This window comes from Echinicola vietnamensis DSM 17526, from assembly GCF_000325705.1.
Classification (GTDB): domain Bacteria; phylum Bacteroidota; class Bacteroidia; order Cytophagales; family Cyclobacteriaceae; genus Echinicola; species Echinicola vietnamensis.
The window spans coordinates 532440-549891 of sequence record NC_019904.1 but is presented as its reverse complement, the minus strand read 5'-3'; the positions used below and the strand labels follow the sequence as shown (position 1 = coordinate 549891).

10 protein-coding genes are annotated in these 17452 nt (G+C 47.5%); all 10 read left to right on the top strand.

The window, feature by feature from the left end; genetic code table 11:
• Positions 1 to 60: 60 nt before the first annotated feature.
• The 10 genes from ECHVI_RS02390 to ECHVI_RS02345 all read left to right on the top strand — a co-directional run bounded on the left by ECHVI_RS02390 (position 61) and on the right by ECHVI_RS02345 (position 17448).
• Complete coding sequence (locus ECHVI_RS02390; protein WP_015264344.1) at positions 61 to 3030, top strand: SusC/RagA family TonB-linked outer membrane protein; 2970 nt, start codon at positions 61 to 63, stop codon at positions 3028 to 3030.
• Between the two features lie 26 nt (positions 3031 to 3056).
• Positions 3057 to 4730 (top strand): RagB/SusD family nutrient uptake outer membrane protein, encoded by a 1674-nt coding sequence (locus tag ECHVI_RS02385; RefSeq protein ID WP_041738268.1) that lies wholly within the window; start codon positions 3057 to 3059, stop codon positions 4728 to 4730.
• A gap of 116 nt (positions 4731 to 4846) precedes the next feature.
• Entirely contained in the window at positions 4847 to 5656 is an 810-nt protein-coding gene (locus tag ECHVI_RS02380; protein WP_015264342.1) for a 3-keto-disaccharide hydrolase, read from the top strand.
• 103 nt (positions 5657 to 5759) lie between these two features.
• Positions 5760 to 6641 (top strand): glycoside hydrolase family 16 protein, encoded by an 882-nt coding sequence (locus ECHVI_RS02375; protein WP_015264341.1) that lies wholly within the window; start codon positions 5760 to 5762, stop codon positions 6639 to 6641.
• 184 nt (positions 6642 to 6825) lie between these two features.
• Positions 6826 to 8067 carry a DUF2264 domain-containing protein gene (locus ECHVI_RS02370; protein WP_015264340.1) on the top strand — a complete coding sequence of 414 codons (1242 nt, stop codon included), beginning with the start codon at positions 6826 to 6828 and terminating at the stop codon, positions 8065 to 8067.
• A 225-nt stretch (positions 8068 to 8292) separates the two neighbouring features.
• Positions 8293 to 9603: a BNR repeat-containing protein gene (locus tag ECHVI_RS02365; protein WP_015264339.1), complete on the top strand. Its 1311-nt coding sequence runs from the start codon at positions 8293 to 8295 to the stop codon at positions 9601 to 9603.
• Positions 9604 to 9853: 250 nt separating this feature from the next.
• Positions 9854 to 11068: a glycoside hydrolase family 88 protein gene (locus ECHVI_RS02360; protein WP_015264338.1), complete on the top strand. Its 1215-nt coding sequence runs from the start codon at positions 9854 to 9856 to the stop codon at positions 11066 to 11068.
• A gap of 200 nt (positions 11069 to 11268) precedes the next feature.
• Positions 11269 to 13413, top strand: a complete 2145-nt coding sequence (locus tag ECHVI_RS02355) for a glycoside hydrolase family 43 protein (RefSeq protein WP_015264337.1) — start codon at positions 11269 to 11271, stop codon at positions 13411 to 13413.
• A 92-nt stretch (positions 13414 to 13505) separates the two neighbouring features.
• Positions 13506 to 16622, top strand: a complete 3117-nt coding sequence (gene lacZ, locus ECHVI_RS02350) for a beta-galactosidase, LacZ type (protein WP_015264336.1) — start codon at positions 13506 to 13508, stop codon at positions 16620 to 16622.
• Positions 16623 to 17055: 433 nt separating this feature from the next.
• Entirely contained in the window at positions 17056 to 17448 is a 393-nt protein-coding gene (locus ECHVI_RS02345) for an outer membrane beta-barrel protein (RefSeq protein ID WP_041738267.1), read from the top strand.
• The last annotated feature ends 4 nt before the right edge of the window (positions 17449 to 17452 follow it).

The following is a 17452-nucleotide window of genomic DNA, read 5'->3' as shown; positions in this document are numbered from 1 at the left end:
CCAAAGGCTAGGAGCTTGTATTTCGATTAAGTAAATATTAACAGTTAACCTAAAAAAACTATGAAGCACATTTTATTAAAATTGGCGGGGACCTTGACGGTATTCTGCCTATGCATCAGTTTTTCATTTGCCCAATCAGGTGGCAAGACGGTGACGGGTGTCGTCACCAATGAAGAGACCGGAGAACCCATCCCCGGGGCAACGGTTTTGGAAAAAGGAACTTCCAATGGTACAGCAACAGACTTGGACGGAAATTTCAAACTTAACCTTACGACAGAGAGTCCCGTTTTGACGGTTTCATTTATCGGTTACAGCAGTAAAGAGGTGTCCGTAGGCAATGCTTCTGAACTGTCCGTTAGCCTTAGTGAGGACATGGGACAGTTGGAAGAGGTAGTCGTAGTAGGTTACGGTACCCAAAAGCGCTCGGATATAACCGGGTCGGTAGCATCCGTGCCCAAAGAGAGGCTTTCCAATTTGCCGGTGACAAACCTTACCCAAGCGATCCAAGGAACCACGGCAGGACTTACCGTTAATCAAGGTTCTTCCGTGCCGGGTAGTACAGGTGGAATGCAGATCAGGGGGGTGAATTCCATCAATGCCAATACCAGTCCTTTTATCGTGGTGGACGGATCACCATATTTCGGTACGCTCAATGATTTGAATGCAAATGACATCGAGTCCATTGAGATTTTGAAGGATGCTTCTGCGGTCGCCATTTACGGTACACGAGGTGCTAACGGTGTTATCCTGGTGACCACCAAAAGAGGAGATCAGACGGATGGTACACCAAAGATCAACTACAGCGGCTACATGGGTTTTGAAAGCATGTCGCATGTATTGGAGCCTATGGGACCGGACGCTTATGTTCAGAAATACGCGGATTACTTGACGGCAAATAACCAGCCGCAGACAAATATCCTTCCCAATGCTTCTGAAGTAGAAAATTACGAAGCAGGTATCACTACCGATTGGTTGGATCAAGCCACCCAGCCTGGTAGGATTTCGGAGCACAACCTCAGCATTTCAGGAGGTACCGAGAAAATTCAGTATTATGTATCGGGTAGCCACTTGAAACAAAAAGGGGTGGTTAAAGGCTATCAATATGCCCGGACAAACTTTAGAACCAATATCGATGCGACCATCACAAATTGGCTGAAAGTCGGAACATCTTCTTTCTTTACCGATAACAACTATGATGGTGGAAGGGTAAACTGGCTAGAAGCTACTGCGATGAGCCCTTATTCGGTTCCTTACGACGAAAATGGCGAATACATTACTTTCCCTATGGATCCTGAGCAATTGTTTAAAAACCCTCTTTTGGGCTTGACCACTGATCGCGTGGATCGAAGAAGGACCCTTTCTGGCTCTGGTTATGCAGACATTACCCCAGGGTTTATAGAGGGATTGAAATACCGGTTTAATGCCACCTATGTGTATAACTTTGACCGATTTGCAGGATATACAGGTAGACCGATTTATGATCTGAACGGAACGGCAGATGTACGCAATACTGAAAGGGCCAACTGGGTGATCGAAAATATCCTGACCTACTCCAAGGACATTGACAAGCACCATTTTGACATTACGGCACTGTACAGTGCGCAGAGTGTGGATTACTTTTATTCCAGTGGACAATCCCGAGGGTTTATTAATGACGCATTGTCTTTCAATGGTATGGAAGCAGGTACCACGCAGGCCACTTGGTCAGATGCAAATAATTACACCTTGCTCTCCCAGATGGGAAGGCTGAACTATGCCTATGACAGCAGGTACTTGGTGACCTTGACGGCGCGTCGAGATGGTTATTCCGCTTTTGGTGCCAACACCAATAAATACGGACTGTTCCCTTCCATGGCCTTGGGCTGGAATATCCACAACGAAGAATTTATGCAAGACCATGCTGGACTTGGGGAGCTAAAGCTGCGATTCTCTTACGGCCAGTCTGGTAACCAAGCTATATCGCCAAATCAGACGGTTTCAACCGCCAATACAGTGCTTCAGCCTTTTGGAGGTGCTGCGCAAGTGGGCGTACTTTACAATACCTTGGGGAATGCGGATTTGACTTGGGAGACGACGACTTCCGCTAACTTGGCATTGGACTTTGGTTTTGTGCAAAATAGGATCCGCGGTACCGTGGAAGTCTATAAGACCAAAACAGAAGATATTCTCTTGCGAAGAAATTTACCAACCATTACAGGGTACAATAGCGTATGGGCAAACCTTGGTGAGATGCAGAACAAAGGTTTCGAACTGACCTTGAATACCGTGAACATTGAAAAATCAGATTTCAGCTGGGAAACTTCCTTGAACTTTTCCACTTATAAGAATGAAATACTTGATCTCTACGGTGATGGCCGGGATGATATTGGTAACCGATGGTTTATCGGACAGCCTTTGCGGGTGATTTTTGATTATGAGAAGCTCGGTATCTGGCAGGAAGGTGAAGACATCGCCTCAGTGGATCCGGTATCCCAGCCTGGAGATCTTAAATTTAGGGATCAAAACGGTGACGGTCAGATTACGGCCGAAGATCGCGTGGTGTTGGGCCAAAGAGATCCCAAGTGGGTCGGTGGTTTGACCAATACCTTCCGCTACAAAAACTGGAACCTGAGTATTTTTCTCCAGACTTCACAAGGAGGATTGAAAAGCAACAGGGATTTGACTTATGCAGATGAAGCTTGGAGAAGAAACCTTCCGGCAGACTACGGCTATTGGACACCCGATAATCCGAGCGATTACTGGCCATCATTGGCGGCATACAATCGCTACAGGGGCTTCCAATTTGCTGAAGATTATAGTTATGTGCGGATCAAGGACGTGCGGTTAAGCTATGTGGTGCCGCCATCCTTCTTGGAGAGGTACAATATCGGAGGCCTCACGCTTTATGCAGCGGGAAGAAACCTGCACACCTTTACCAATTGGTTTGGCTGGGATCCGGAAAACACCCAAGTATCGCGTGGGTCTGACGGTTGGGAAAATAACTATCCTTTGGTCAGAACGATTTCCTTTGGTCTTAATCTAACCCTTTAATAACCCGTAGAATTATGAATATACCGATGAAAAAACATATAAAATTATTCTTCAGTGGCCTGTGTATGATGGGCGTCTTGTCCGGATGTGGGGAAGATTTTCTGGATGAAGAAGTACTGGACAGCTATGCTCCTGAGGTGCTTAAAGACGAACTTGGTTTTGAAGCGGCCATTATTGGCTTGCATTACCAATATGGTACCATGTTTACCACGACGGATGACCAGACAATCCGTGGAGTTTGGCAGTTGGGGACGGATATCGCTTGGGCACCTGCCGGTCGTTCCAACGGCGATGCAAGGCCACATTTTGATTATGCTGTCCTGAATTCAACCGATGGTGCCGCACGTAAGATATGGGGTTCTTATTACCGGCTGATCAATAACGCCAACATCCTTATCCAGAGTACTTCTGGAGGACCTGTAGCCGGCGTTACGGAAGAAGAAATGGCTGTTTTCAGAGCTGAAGGAAAATTTTTCCGAGCGATAGCCTACCATAATCTGGTTACGCACTTTGGCGATGTGCCCTTATTAACAGAACCGTTATCAGCTCCCAAAACTGACTTTGTTCGTACGCCAGTGGCTGAAGTGGACAATATCATCGAGGAGGACTTGCTGGAAGCAGTGGAGTTTTTGCCCAATATCGGTGATGCCCCAGCAGATGGCCGCGCCAACAAAGAAATGGCCCGGCAGCTGTTGGCAGAAGTATACCTGAGGATGGGAGAAGATGCCAAGGCAGAAGCCCAATGTACTGAAATCATTAACGGTGGCCGGCTGAGCTTGGTAAGAGAGCGATACGGTGTCCGTGCCAATGATCCCGGAGATGCTTTTTCGGATATGTTCCTGTATGGTAACCAACGCAGGAGCCAAGGCAACACCGAGGGCATCTGGGTATTGGAAGCAGAAAACCCTGCCGATGTAACGGGCGGAAGCTCAGGTGCTCCTCAGCAACGTCGGGTTTGGGTGGCGTCTTACCATGATCTGCCGGGAATGCATCCTTCTGACTCTACTGGGGGACGGGGAATTGCCCGAATGAGGCTTAATAACTGGGTGGTTTATGACCTCTATGAAGAGAGTGATATGCGAAATTCCAAATTCAGCCTTAAGCGTACCTTGTATTTTAACCATCCGGATGAGAGGTATGATGCCATTCGTGGCCAAGCAGTGCCTTATGGGGAAGATGCGGAATTTACACTGAGCGATGGCTCTTCCGTCAAAATATTTGCAGCGGATACCATATACAAATACGTGCCTTATACCCTCAAGTGGGGACAATATGATCCACGTGACAATTTTGGCTGGGGAATGTGGAAGGATTTTATCCTGATGCGTCTCGGTGAAACATACCTCCTGCGGGCAGAAGCGAGAATGAAGCAAGGCAACCTGGACGGTGCTGCAGCCGATATCAATGTGTTGCGGGACAGGGCCCATGCCAGCATGGTCAGTGCATCGGACATCGATCTTGATTTTATTTTGGACGAAAGGGTCAGAGAGCTTTTGGCGGAGGAAAACCGACGAAAGACACTCGTGCGTACCGGTACATTGGTGGAGCGGGCCAAAAGGCTTACCGGTGACCAGCCGCTCGCAGGTGGAGCATTGGAAACTACAAATGGACTTAATGGAGACCATCTGCTGATGCCGATCCCACAGACAGAAATCGATTTGAACAAGGATGCTGTGCTGACTCAAAACGAAGGTTACTAAAAATTTTGGGGTTTAAGTTGGTCGCTTGGGGTTAATTTTGACCGATAACCAAGCGGCCAATTTTTCTATTAACTCGTAATGGCCTATTTTAGACGGGATAACAAAACCGGAAACTCATGAAATCTAGCGTTTTGGCAGTGGTTACTGCCATTTTGATCTGCGGGATGGCCTGCTCTTCGTCCAAAGAAAAATCAGACAAAACAGCCGCCCCAGAGTGGCAGTCCCTTTTTAACGGGCAAAACCTTGACGGTTGGGTTCCCAAAATCCATCACCATGAAACCGGAGAAAATTATCGAAACACCTTCCGGGTGCAGGATGAAACCATATTGGTCAGTTATGATGGCTATGATGAGGGCTTTGATGAACGATATGGACACCTTTTTTACGAGAAATCCTTTTCCACTTTTCACTTAAAATGGGAATACCGCTTTACGGATGAGTGGTTGGAAGATGCGCCGAGTTATACGTATAGAAATAGCGGGATCATGTTTCATTCCCAATCACCCGAAAGCATTTTAAAAGAACAGGACTGGCCCATTTCGGTGGAGTATCAAATGCTGGCTGAAGCCGAAGCTGGTGTGGAAAGGCCCACCGGCAATATGTGCTCTCCCGGCACGGAGGTGTTTTTTGAGGGGGAAATGGATCCCCGGCATTGTATCAATTCCACCTCGGCCACTTATCTATGGGATGAATGGGTAAAGGCAGACTTGATCGTTTTTGAGGATTCGTTGGTGATCCACATGGTCAATGGCGATACCGTGCTGCGCTATACCAAACCCCAAATTGGAGGAGAGGTGGCTCATGGTTTTGACCCTGCGGTCAAAGTCGACGGGAAGCTATTGAAGGAGGGGTACATTGGTTTGCAGTCTGAAGGACAGGGGGTACTGTTCAGAAATATCCAAATCAAGGATTTGTCAGCGGACTAATGGGGGTTAGCTATCTCCAAAACCAATGTAAAGGCAACGGAACTCTGAAAGTAAACATGGATGGGCGATCATCATGTAGCAACCATCCTAAAAAGAAAAAGAAATGAAGCAAGATATATTCCTTTTAGCAGGGCTGTTTTTCATCGTCTTGAGCTGTATTGTGACCGTATCAAGTGCGCAGGATGTAGCGTGGGAAATTGCCAATAAATATCCCGGTTATACCTTGGTGTGGAGTGAGGAATTTAATGCGGAAGGGAAGGTGAATGAAGCTTTTTGGTCCTTTGAGCAAGGATTTGTCCGCAATCATGAAAAACAATATTATCAAAAAGCCAATGCTTCTGTAAAGCATGGACGCTTGGTCATCGAGGGAAGACGGGAGGAAATGCCGAATGAGCGGTATGAGGAAGGCAGTGGGGATTGGAGGCGGAGCCAAAAGGTGGCCGAATACACTTCTGCCAGCATCAATACCCGTGGCAAGAAAGCTTTTCAGTATGGCATCATTGAAGTCAAGGCCAAGATAGATACCGCCAAAGGGATGTGGCCAGCGATATGGACCTTGGGCACCGACCAGCCTTGGCCCTCTTGTGGAGAAGTAGATATTATGGAATTTTATCGGGTGGACGATCAGCCTACCATTTTGGCCAATGCCGCATGGAAAAGGGAAGGAGGCCAGTGGGAAGCCCAGTGGGATGAGCAAAAGGTGCCTTTTTCCGACTTCACCGCACAGCAGGCCTCTTGGCCGGACCAGTTTCATGTATGGAAAATGGAATGGACCGATGAGCACATCAAGCTCTACCTGGACGAGCAGCTTCTGAATGAAATTGATCTTGCCAAAACCACAAATCCAGACGGTTTCAACCCCTTCCATCAGCCCCATTATATTCTGTTGAATTTGGCGATAGGGGCTAATGGCGGAGATCCTTCTGGTACAGCTTTCCCGAGATCATATGAGGTGGATTATGTACGGGTATATCAGGAAAAGTGACCGCTGTTGGACTTCTAGCTATTAGCATCAGGAGGCAAGCGTAAAGAACAAAGAAAGGTATGGCGGAGAACCGAAGGGGCACGCAGTGAGAAAATGAAAAAAGTGTGTCAAGTAATTTGAGCGCCTGTCCCGATGCCTATCGGGGACGTGACTAAATGAAATGTGAATTTGAATTGATAAAAAAATGAAGTTTACTAACAAAATTGGTGTAGGGATATTGACGTTTATGCTACTTGCTTCCCAGGTTGCCTCCGCGCAAGGAAGTCATGAAGAGGTAACCGGGAAGGAGTCCCGGGCCTATTACGTAGAAGTATTGACCAAAATTGCCGATCCGGTATTGGTCGCCTTGAGCGAGAATAAGCTGAAGGCCACGATGCCTGTAGAAAAGACCACCGATGCCTATGGCGGCAGGGAAGAAGTAACTTATCTGGAAGCTTTTGGCCGGTTGCTTTCTGGCATGGCGCCATGGTTGGAGCTGGGGCCTGACGAGACTGCCGAGGGGCAGCTGCGTGAAAAGTATATCCTTTTGGCCAGAAAGGCGATCCATAACGCCACGGATCCGGAGAGTCCGGATTTTATGAATTTCACCCAGCACGGGCAGCCATTGGTGGATGCAGCGTTTTTTGCCCAAGGGCTTCTCAGGGCTCCAGAGCAGCTGTGGGAGCCTCTTTCAGCAGAGACCAAAGCCAATGTCATCGCCGCCTTGAAGTCCTCAAGGGTGATCTCACCCTATTACAGCAATTGGTTGTTGTTTACGGGCATGGTAGAAGCCGCCTTGCTGAAATTTGATGGCGAAGCCGATATGGTTCGCCTTGCTTATCCGCTGAATAAGCACAAGGAATGGTACTTGGGCGATGGCATGTATGGCGACGGTCCGGAATTCCACTTTGATTATTACAACAGCTTTGTGATTCAGCCGATGTTATTGGATATCACCAAAGTGCTCAAGGAGAAAGAAACTTTTATGGGCCGTGATTTTGACCTGTTCTTGAAAAGGGCCCAGCGATATGCGGCCATCCAAGAAAGGCTGATCGGACCGGAAGGTACCTACCCGATTATCGGAAGATCCATGGCGTATCGATTTGGAGCATTCCAAGCGCTCAGCCAGATCGCCCTTTGGCAAGCGCTTCCTGAGAAGGTAAATCCATCCCAAGTGAGAGGGGCTTTGGAAGCGGTGATCCGCAAGCACCTGGAAGCCGACGATATGTTTGACGAAAATGGGTGGTTGACATTGGGTTTTTATGGTCGCCAGCCGGAGGTAGCGGAACCTTATATTTCCACGGGAAGCCTTTACCTCTGTGCCGAAGTATTTCTTGTGCTAGGACTTCCCGAGGAAGCACCATTCTGGTCGGATGCCGCAGCACCGTGGACACAAAAGCGCATTTGGAGTGGCGGTGATGCTACCAGAGATAAGGCCGAGAAGTAATCTTGCGGATCAAGACTTGGGGTATGGAAATTACCCCAAGAAGTAAGGGCATGGCGGGACAAATGGTGGTTTGCCTTAGAGGCGTTTTGAATTCGCTCGGAAACCGAGCGTGGGCAGAGGCAAGCAATACAACTGTTAGTCCGGGCAGTCTTGGATATGCCATCCAGATAAGGATGGGTGAAATCCAATGAACAAAATTAATGAAACGACTAATTGTATATTAATATGAGGCTATCGAAAACCCTGATTGGGTTGCTTATGGGGGTGCTTTTCGCGGGTTGTGCAGGAACCAAACCGCTTGGCGAATCGGTCACGGTAAGCGAAGTGGGCGAAGGCTGGGCCAATAATTCCGTGAATGCCGTGATTTTCAGGCGAAATTCCGTAACCACCTTTAAGGATACCCAGTTTACGGCCTACTATGATCCCGAGAGCCGTTTGGTTTTGGCCAAGCGGAAATTGGGCGAGCAAGATTGGGAGGTTTACCAAACTCGCTATACCGGCAATACAGCAGATGCCCACAACACCATCAGTATCGCAGTGGATGGGGAAGGGTATCTTCATGTGAGTTGGGACCATCACAATAATCCACTTCGCTATGCCAAAAGTAAAGCGCCACTGGGACTGGAGCTGGGAGAGATGCAGCCCATGACAGGGCAATTGGAGCAGGATGTCACCTATCCGGAATTCCATAATTTGCCGAATGGCGATTTACTCTTTTTATACCGCTCTGGAGTGTCTGGCAGGGGAAACCTGGTCCTTAACCGCTATGATGCCAAGACTGGCAAATGGCAGCAAGTGCACCGCAATTTGATTGATGGAGAAGGAGCGCGGAATGCCTATTGGCAGGCGTGTGTAGACGCAAAAGGCACCGTGCATTTGTCCTGGGTATGGCGGGAGACCTATGATGTCAGCACCAATCATGACATGGCCTATGCCCGGTCCACTGATGGAGGAAAAACTTGGGAGAAATCCACAGGGGAAGCCTATACCCTTCCCATTAATTTGGCACGTGCAGAGTATGCCTGGAAAATCCCCCAAAACAGCAGCTTGATCAATCAAACGGCCATCACGGCCGATGAAAATGGCCTTCCCTATATTGCTACTTATTGGAATGACGGTGGAGTGACCCAATATCAGATCGTTTATCGAGCGAATGGAGCATGGAAGAAAAGCACGCCCGGTTTTCGAGAAAGTGCATTTGTACTGGGCGGTGGCGGAACGAAGCGAATCCCCATATCCCGACCACAGGTTCTGGTAAATGCAAAGGGAGGCAAAACAGCCCTTTACCTTATTTTTAACGACGAAGAACGCGACCATAAGGCTTCCATGGCCTATACACCTGATCTTGGCAACCAGCCTTGGGAGATCCAGGACCTGACCCAGCAAAGTGTAGGGCAGTGGGAACCGAGTTATGATATTGAACTATGGAAGGCCCAGCGGAAATTCCATTTGTTTGTCCAAAAAGTAGAACAAATCGACGGGGAAGGCCTGGCAGAGGGCAAGACCAGTCCGGTGAAGATTTTGGAAGTAAAGTAGTATTTAGTAGCAAGTAGTTAGTATCAAGATTAGCGTATAGCGCCAAGAATAAAGTGAAAAGATGTCGCTGTTCCGGATGTAAAATTAGGAACTAGAGATAAGTAGATTTTATAATTCCTCTGGAAAAATGACTGCTTGTGATGGGAGTATGCTGATTTGGACATTGAAGCAGCCATAACGCTTCCTTTGCCAAATTGGCCGTTTTAACTAATTGGAAAGAAATAAACATTAACCTATTAAACAGAACAAAATGAAAAAGCGATGGTATTTTCTTGCCTTGATGGCTGGATTAATGGCAACTGGCTGCGGTAATGGAAAAGCTGAAAATGAAGAGGCAAAAACGGCTGCCCCTGCAGAAAATGGTTTGGCTAAGCAAATCAGCAGTACCTTGGATCGGGCTGCCGAGCAGTATAAGTATATGATGACCCGATTACCAGAGGGCGAATTTCCAAAGACCTATCATCCGGACACGGATACCTTTGAAGGCAGCGGATCCGGGTGGTGGTGCAGCGGTTTTTACCCCGGAACATTACTTTACCTGGATGAATATCACCCTGACGAAACCCTGCACAACGAGGCCATGAGGTCGTTGGAATTGCTCAAAAAAGAGCAGCACAACACTTCGACGCACGATTTGGGTTTTATGATGTATTGTAGTTTTGGCAATGCCTTCCGAATGGACCCTGAGCCGGAATACAAAGAGGTGCTGATCCAAAGTGCCAAATCCCTGTCCACAAGGTTTAGTGAAAAAGTCGGAGCCATTAAATCCTGGGATTCCAGAAAAGGGGATTTTTTGGTGATCATTGACAATATGATGAATTTAGAATTGCTTTTTTGGGCCACTGCAGCCACAGGCGATTCCACTTACTATGACATCGCGATCAAGCATGCCGATACGACCATCGCCAATCACTTTCGGGAAGACAACAGCTCCTATCACGTCATCAACTATCACCCTGAGACCGGAGAAGTCCAGCGGAAACGTACCGCACAAGGCTATGCAGATGAGTCCGCTTGGGCTAGAGGACAAGCTTGGGGGCTTTATGGCTATACCGTCATGTACCGCGTGACCAAGGATCAGAAATACCTTGACCAAGCGGTTGCGATAGCGGAATTTGTGCTCAATCATCCGAATCTTCCTGAAGATAAAATCCCATATTGGGACTTTGATGCTCCCAATATCCCGAATGAGTTGAGGGATTCCTCCGCCGGAGCAATTATGGCTTCCGCACTTTTGGAGCTTTCGCAGTATGTGGATGCAGAAAAAGGAAAAAGCTATTATGAAGATGCAGCGACCATGTTGAAAACATTGACAACAGATGAATACATTGCTGAGAAGGGCACCAATGGTGGGTTCCTGCTCAAACATGGCGTCGGTCATATTCCTGAAAATTCTGAAGTAGATGTGCCGTTGACCTATGGTGATTATTATCTGGTTGAGGCGATGTTACGGTATCTGGACTGATAGCAGAGCTATTTGCCCGGATTTAGGAACTTTGCGCTTGCAGCTCGATTATTGAGCTGCAAGCAATTTTTCCTGAATATTGACGATAAATGGCAGGTAGCCTGTCCAAGTACGTGGTGACCATTCAATAAATTATAAGTGTTAAAAATACTTTTATATTTTTGTATGACCATATGGTTTTATTTACCTAAAAAACGACAATGAAATTCTTAAGTAACCTAACCAGTCTCATACTTAGTGTTGGGCTCCTCGCCGCTTGTGGCGGGCCTTCGCAAGTCCCTGAAGCCTATTTGTTTGCCTATTTTACCGGGAATGGTCCCGGTCAGGAAGCTGTTCATTTTGCCTTGAGCAAAGACGGCTTTGATTATCGCGCCTTGAACAATAACCGACCTGTTATCAGTGCAGATTCGATCAGTAAACGGGGCGGAGTAAGGGATCCACACATCCTTCGGGGAGAGGATGGGACTTTTTACATGGTACTCACTGACCTGTATGTGCCAGAAGACGGCTGGACCAATCAGGGAATGGTGTTTTTGAAATCCGATGATTTGGTCCACTGGACGCACCAAACGGTATTTATCCCTGAGCTATTTCCGGAAGAGTTTGGCGATGTGACCAGGGTGTGGGCGCCGCAGACTATCTATGATGCGGAGAAGGAAAAATACATGGTTTATTTCTCCATGAAGCAAGGCGATGCGCCAGACATTATTTATTATGCTTATGCCAATGATGATTTTACCAGTTTGGAAACCCTTCCACAGCAGCTTTTCTTCCATCCGGAAAACAAATCATGTATTGACGGGGACATTGTGGAAAAAGACGGTCAGTACCATTTGTTTTTCAAAACAGAAGGTCACGGCAATGGTCTTAAAAAGGCAGTAGCGAGCAGCCTGACCGGTGATTATGTGATGCAGGATGAGTACCTGCAACAAACCAAAGAAGCTGTAGAAGGCTCCGGCATCTTTAAGCTGAACGAAAGCGATAAGTACATCTTGATGTATGATGTTTATATGAAGGGTTCCTATCAGTTCACTGAAAGTACCGATCTGGAGCATTTTGAGGTGATTGATGACCAAGTGAACATGAACTTTCATCCCCGCCATGGTGTGGTCCTGCCCATTACCCTGGAAGAGGCCAAGCGGTTGGAAAATGCCTTTGGCCTGGATGAGCAAAACTGGATTGTCGGGACGAATGACGAGCAGGTTTATGCCCATAACGTGATGGTGGACGAACAAAAAGGGACCATCTACCTGCCGGTCAAAAAAGCAACAGACCTGAATGCATTGGATCCTGAGTTTTCACTGATGGTGGGGTATTCCCTTTCTCCTTCAGGAATGCAGGATTTTAGCCAAGGCCCGGTGACCTACACCCTTTCCAAACCTGATGGAAGCACCCAGGAATTTCAGGTGGAAGCCAGAAAGGACAATAATCCTGCACTGAAAGGATACTATGCCGATCCAGAAATTATCTATTCCCAACAAACAGGGAAGTTTCACCTTTATCCCACCAGTGATGGTTTTGATTCCTGGTCGGGAACTTATTTTAAATCTTTTTCTTCCGAAAACCTGACCGACTGGCAGGATGATGGGGTGATCCTTGACCTGCACAAGGACGTGGAATGGGCCAATCGCAACGCTTGGGCACCTTGTGCCATCGAGAAGAAAATTGATGGAAAATACCAATATTTCTACTACTTCACCGCGGCGCAAAAAATAGGAGTGGCCGTGGCAGATCATCCCGCGGGTCCTTTTAAGGATTCCGGAAAGGCCCTGGTGGATTTCAAGCCATCAGGAACCAATAGAGGGCAGGAAATCGATCCTGACGTCTTCCATGATCCTGTCAGCGGCAAGGATTTCTTTTATTGGGGAAATGGCTATCTGGCTGCGGTGCCCTTAAATGAGGATATGGTCAGCTTTGACCAGCGAAAGGTCAAGTTGCTGACACCTGAAGATGGTACCTTCCGCGAAGGCACAGAGGTTTTCTTTCGGGATGGTAAATACTATTTTCTATGGTCGGAAAATGATACGCGTGACGAGGACTATCGTGTAAGGTATGCCTTTGCCGATTCCCCCATGGGGCCATTGACCATTCCGGAGGATAATTTGGTGATTGCCAAGGCTCCCGAAAAGGGGATTTATGGGACAGGCCATAATTCCATCATTCAAATTCCCGGTAAAGATGAATGGTACATCGTGTATCACCGGTTTACGCGACCTCATGGCATCGCCATGGGAAGAGCGGCGGGCTTCCACAGGGAAGTTTGTATTGATCCTTTGACCTTTGATGAGGAAGGAAATATCATTCGTGTGGAGCCTACAGTGGAGGGGATCCAGGCTAGTGAGTAAGGAGTAGGGAGACATGAGATGTGAGTAGAGGGATGAGCTACTCTCCGTTAGATATTTCTACCATTTAAACACTTTAGCAATAATAAAAATATATGCAATTCAAAAAGCTATGGATGACTGGTGCTTTGGTGGCTGCCTTGGGAGGCTTGCTGCATGCCCAGTCCCAAAACGAATGGGAAGACCCTACGGCCGTTGACCGAAATAAGGAAGCTGCGAGGGCATATTTTATCACGTATCCTTCAGAGGAAAAAGCCCTCCTAGGAAATAGGACGACGAACGAATCTTTCAAGACCTTGGATGGTCTGTGGAAGTTTTCGTTGGTCAAGCGGCCACAGGATCGCCCAACGGACTTCTTTGAGCCGACTTTCAAGGATGAGGATTGGGATGATATCACGGTGCCCTCCAATTGGGAACTGGAAGGGTACGATATGCCCGTCTATACCAATGTGGCCTATCCTTTCCCCGCCGATCCTCCTTTAGTGGATAATCAGTACAATCCCGTAGGCACCTACAGAAGAACCTTTTCCATTCCTTCTCAATGGGATAATCAGGAGGTGATTTTGCACTTTGGATCCATTTCGGGCTATGCCACCGTTTATGTCAATGGGGAGGAAGTCGGAATGACCAAAGCCGCCAAAACTCCCGCGGAATTCGTCATTACGGACTATTTAAAGACCGGAGAAAATACGTTGGCGGTACAGGTTTTTCGTTGGCATGATGGGAGCTACCTGGAGGATCAGGATTTTTGGCGCTTGAGCGGTATTGAGCGGAGTGTGTTTTTGCAGGCCGTGCCGAAATTGACCATTTGGGATTTCTTTGTAAAAAGTGGTTTGGATGACAGGTATAAAAATGGCGTGCTGGAAGCAGCCATTCAGTTGAGGGCCTTTGAGGGAAGTGATGTGCAGGGAGGAGAGCTGTCTTTCGAGCTACAGGACGAGGATGGAAAGCAAGTGTACAGTGATACCAAGGCCGTCAGCAATGGTGATCAGGAAGTGAAGTTTTCCAAAACTATTGGAAACGTAAATAAGTGGAGCGCCGAGGAGCCATATCTTTACCAATATACCATCAGCCTAAAGGACTCAAGAGGCAGGACGTTGGCAGCGGTCAGTAAGAAAACCGGTTTCCGCAAGGTAGAAATCAAAGATGCCCAGCTCATGGTCAATGGCCAATCGGTTTTGGTAAAGGGCGTCAACCGCCACGAGCATCATGGGGTGAAAGGCCACGTGCCCGACGAGGAGATCATGCTCAGGGACATCCAGCTGATGAAGCAAAACAACATTAATGCCGTGCGGATGAGCCACTACCCTCATTCCCCACGATGGTATGAACTCTGTGATGAATATGGTCTTTATGTGGTGGATGAAGCCAATATTGAAACCCATGGGATGGGGGCCGAATGGCAAGGAAGGTTTAAAAAAGACCGGCATCCAGCGTACCTTGAAGCGTGGGCTCCTGCGCATTTGGATCGGATCCATCGGTTGGTGGAGCGCGATAAAAACCACCCGTCTATCATCATTTGGTCGATGGGGAACGAATGCGGTAACGGACCGGTATTCTACGAGGCGTACAATTGGATGAAGGAGCGTGATGATTCTCGTTTGGTGCAGTTTGAGCAGGCAGGAGAAAATGAAGACACGGATATCGTCTGCCCGATGTATCCTAGTATCAGACACATGCAGGAATACGCAGATGCCACGGACAAGACCCGTCCTTTTATCATGTGTGAGTATGCACATTCCATGGGCAATAGCACTGGGAATTTCCAAGAATACTGGGACATCATCTTGGACAGTCCTCACATGCAGGGAGGTTTTATCTGGGATTGGGTCGACCAAGGCCTGCTGGCCAAGGATGATAATGGAAAGGAATTTTGGGCTTACGGGGGAGACCTTGGCGGATATTTCTTCCAAAATGATGAAAACTTCTGTGCCAATGGGCTGGTGACCGCTGATCGGAAACCACACCCGGCGTTGCACGAAGTGAAAAAAGTATACCAAGATATCCTATTCGATTATTCTCCCGAGAAGGGATTGCACGTGCAAAACCTGTTTGACTTTACCAATTTGGATCAATATGCTTTCAAGTGGGAATGGGTCGAAGAGGGCGAAGTGGTCAAGACGGGAGATTTCGATGTCGATTTGTCGGCCGATGAAGAAAAATATGTGCAATTGAACTTGCCTTCAGTGGGAGATGCAGAAACCTTTTTAAATGTTTATGCCTACACCAAAAACACCGAAGCATTGGTGCCTGCTGGCCATGAGGTAGCCAGAGAGCAGTTTGCGTTGAATGAGGGCTACTATTTTGACCATTTGGAAGCGGTCACCGGAAACCTTCAGGTGGAGCAAACGGAAGATTTGCTGACGTTTGCTACGGACAAAGTAACCGGAGCATTTGATCTAAAACGGGGCAATTTTAGAAAATACACCTTAAAGGATGGAGAACCTTGGATGGTACGTTCATTGCCCTCTCCTTACTTTTGGAGAGCGCCGATCGACAATGATTTTGGTAACCATATGCCATCCCGGTTAGGGGTATGGCGTTCCGCACATTTAGGGCAGAAAGTGTTGGATGTGCAAGTGGGAGAAAAGAGCGATGAGGGCATACAGATTACGGTAAATTACGAATTGACCAATATCAACGTTCCGTACACTGTCACCTACCAGATCCAGTCTGATGGCGCTGTGAAAGTAACGGCAGCCATGGACTTGGAAGGCAGGGATTTACCTGAGCTTCCCCGCTACGGCATGCGCATGGAGTTGCCGGGGCAATATGGAAATCTTGCCTATTATGGCAGGGGACCTTGGGAAAATTACAGCGACAGAAAGCATTCTTCCTTTATCGGGCAGTACAACGACCAAGTGGAAAATCAATTTTACTGGGATTATGTCCGGCCACAGGAGTCCGGAAACAAAACCGATGTAAGGTGGCTTACGCTGCGAAACGATAAGGGCCAAGGTATCCAAATTCAGGGAATACAGCCCTTGAGCTTCAGTGCGCTGGATGTGTCGGTAGAGGACCTTGATCCGGGCTTGACCAAAAAGCAGCAGCATCCTACAGACATTAAGCCTAAAAACACCGTTTACCTCCATATCGATTGGAAGCAACGTGGATTAGGAGGCGATACAAGCTGGGGTGCTTATCCGCACAAGCCGTATCGATTGGAAGATGATCATTACGAATACAGTTATGTGATCCGGTTGGTGGAATAACGGAAATACTGATAGCATTTTAGAACAAAGACAGGTCCAAAAGACCTGTCTTTGTTGTTTAATGAGTAGCTGCTTCTGGGTCCTGTTTATAGCATGAAGGTTTATGTTTTTATTTGCGAATTAAATTGTTAATTATGCAATAACCTCAGTTCGATTTTAAAACCGTCCCTGCGAGGCTTAGGGGTGGGAGCCGTGGAAGCCTTAGTATTTGGGGATTGCCACACCCTTTTTCAGCTCGCATCCTCCTAATATGGGTCCGCAATGACGTTTTTAGTACTGAAAATAGGTTGAGATCAGGTTGGTGAAGTGGTGAATGTCAGGGTTTCCGTGTGTGGGGAGAGACCGCTTTGAAAATACATCGTACAGGGCTTTACAAACGGAATGCTTCTCATGTGGCATTTTTCGACATCTTCTTTTTTAATACGATATCGTCATGAGATTGTGGGTTTTGAATTATAATGTTATGAACAGCATTGGAAAGAAAATTGGTTTTTTAGGTGTTTTGGTTTTTCATGTCCTTCACTTTGCTGCAGCACAAGAAAAGAGCCGTATTTGGGATAATTTCACCTTCTCGGGCTACACTGAAGTGTATTATGCATCCTATTCCGATTCTTTGGAGGCAAATGCCCTCCAAAAATTTGCCACGACTGTACCGCGAAGCAAGCGGTTTGGCCTAAACATCGTCCAAATTGGAGTCCACTATCAGGACGAACGGCTGCGCGGTAATCTCACGTTACACTACGGGGACATTTCCAAGGCTATCTGGGATCCTGAATTTCCCGTGCTACAAGAGGCAAATGTAGGGGTGGAGGTCGTCAAGGATTGATGGG

What these genes read in the sequence shown, in the direction of transcription:
- ECHVI_RS02390 (WP_015264344.1), top strand. Translation starts at nt 61, where the DNA reads ATGAAGCACATTTTATTAAAATTGGCGGGGACCTTGACGGTATTCTGC.
- ECHVI_RS02385 (WP_041738268.1), top strand. Translation starts at nt 3,057, where the DNA reads ATGAAAAAACATATAAAATTATTCTTCAGTGGCCTGTGTATGATGGGC.
- ECHVI_RS02380 (WP_015264342.1), top strand. Translation starts at nt 4,847, where the DNA reads ATGAAATCTAGCGTTTTGGCAGTGGTTACTGCCATTTTGATCTGCGGG.
- ECHVI_RS02375 (WP_015264341.1), top strand. Translation starts at nt 5,760, where the DNA reads ATGAAGCAAGATATATTCCTTTTAGCAGGGCTGTTTTTCATCGTCTTG.
- ECHVI_RS02370 (WP_015264340.1), top strand. Translation starts at nt 6,826, where the DNA reads ATGAAGTTTACTAACAAAATTGGTGTAGGGATATTGACGTTTATGCTA.
- ECHVI_RS02365 (WP_015264339.1), top strand. Translation starts at nt 8,293, where the DNA reads ATGAGGCTATCGAAAACCCTGATTGGGTTGCTTATGGGGGTGCTTTTC.
- ECHVI_RS02360 (WP_015264338.1), top strand. Translation starts at nt 9,854, where the DNA reads ATGAAAAAGCGATGGTATTTTCTTGCCTTGATGGCTGGATTAATGGCA.
- ECHVI_RS02355 (WP_015264337.1), top strand. Translation starts at nt 11,269, where the DNA reads ATGAAATTCTTAAGTAACCTAACCAGTCTCATACTTAGTGTTGGGCTC.
- lacZ (WP_015264336.1), top strand. Translation starts at nt 13,506, where the DNA reads ATGCAATTCAAAAAGCTATGGATGACTGGTGCTTTGGTGGCTGCCTTG.
- ECHVI_RS02345 (WP_041738267.1), top strand. Translation starts at nt 17,056, where the DNA reads ATGAGATTGTGGGTTTTGAATTATAATGTTATGAACAGCATTGGAAAG.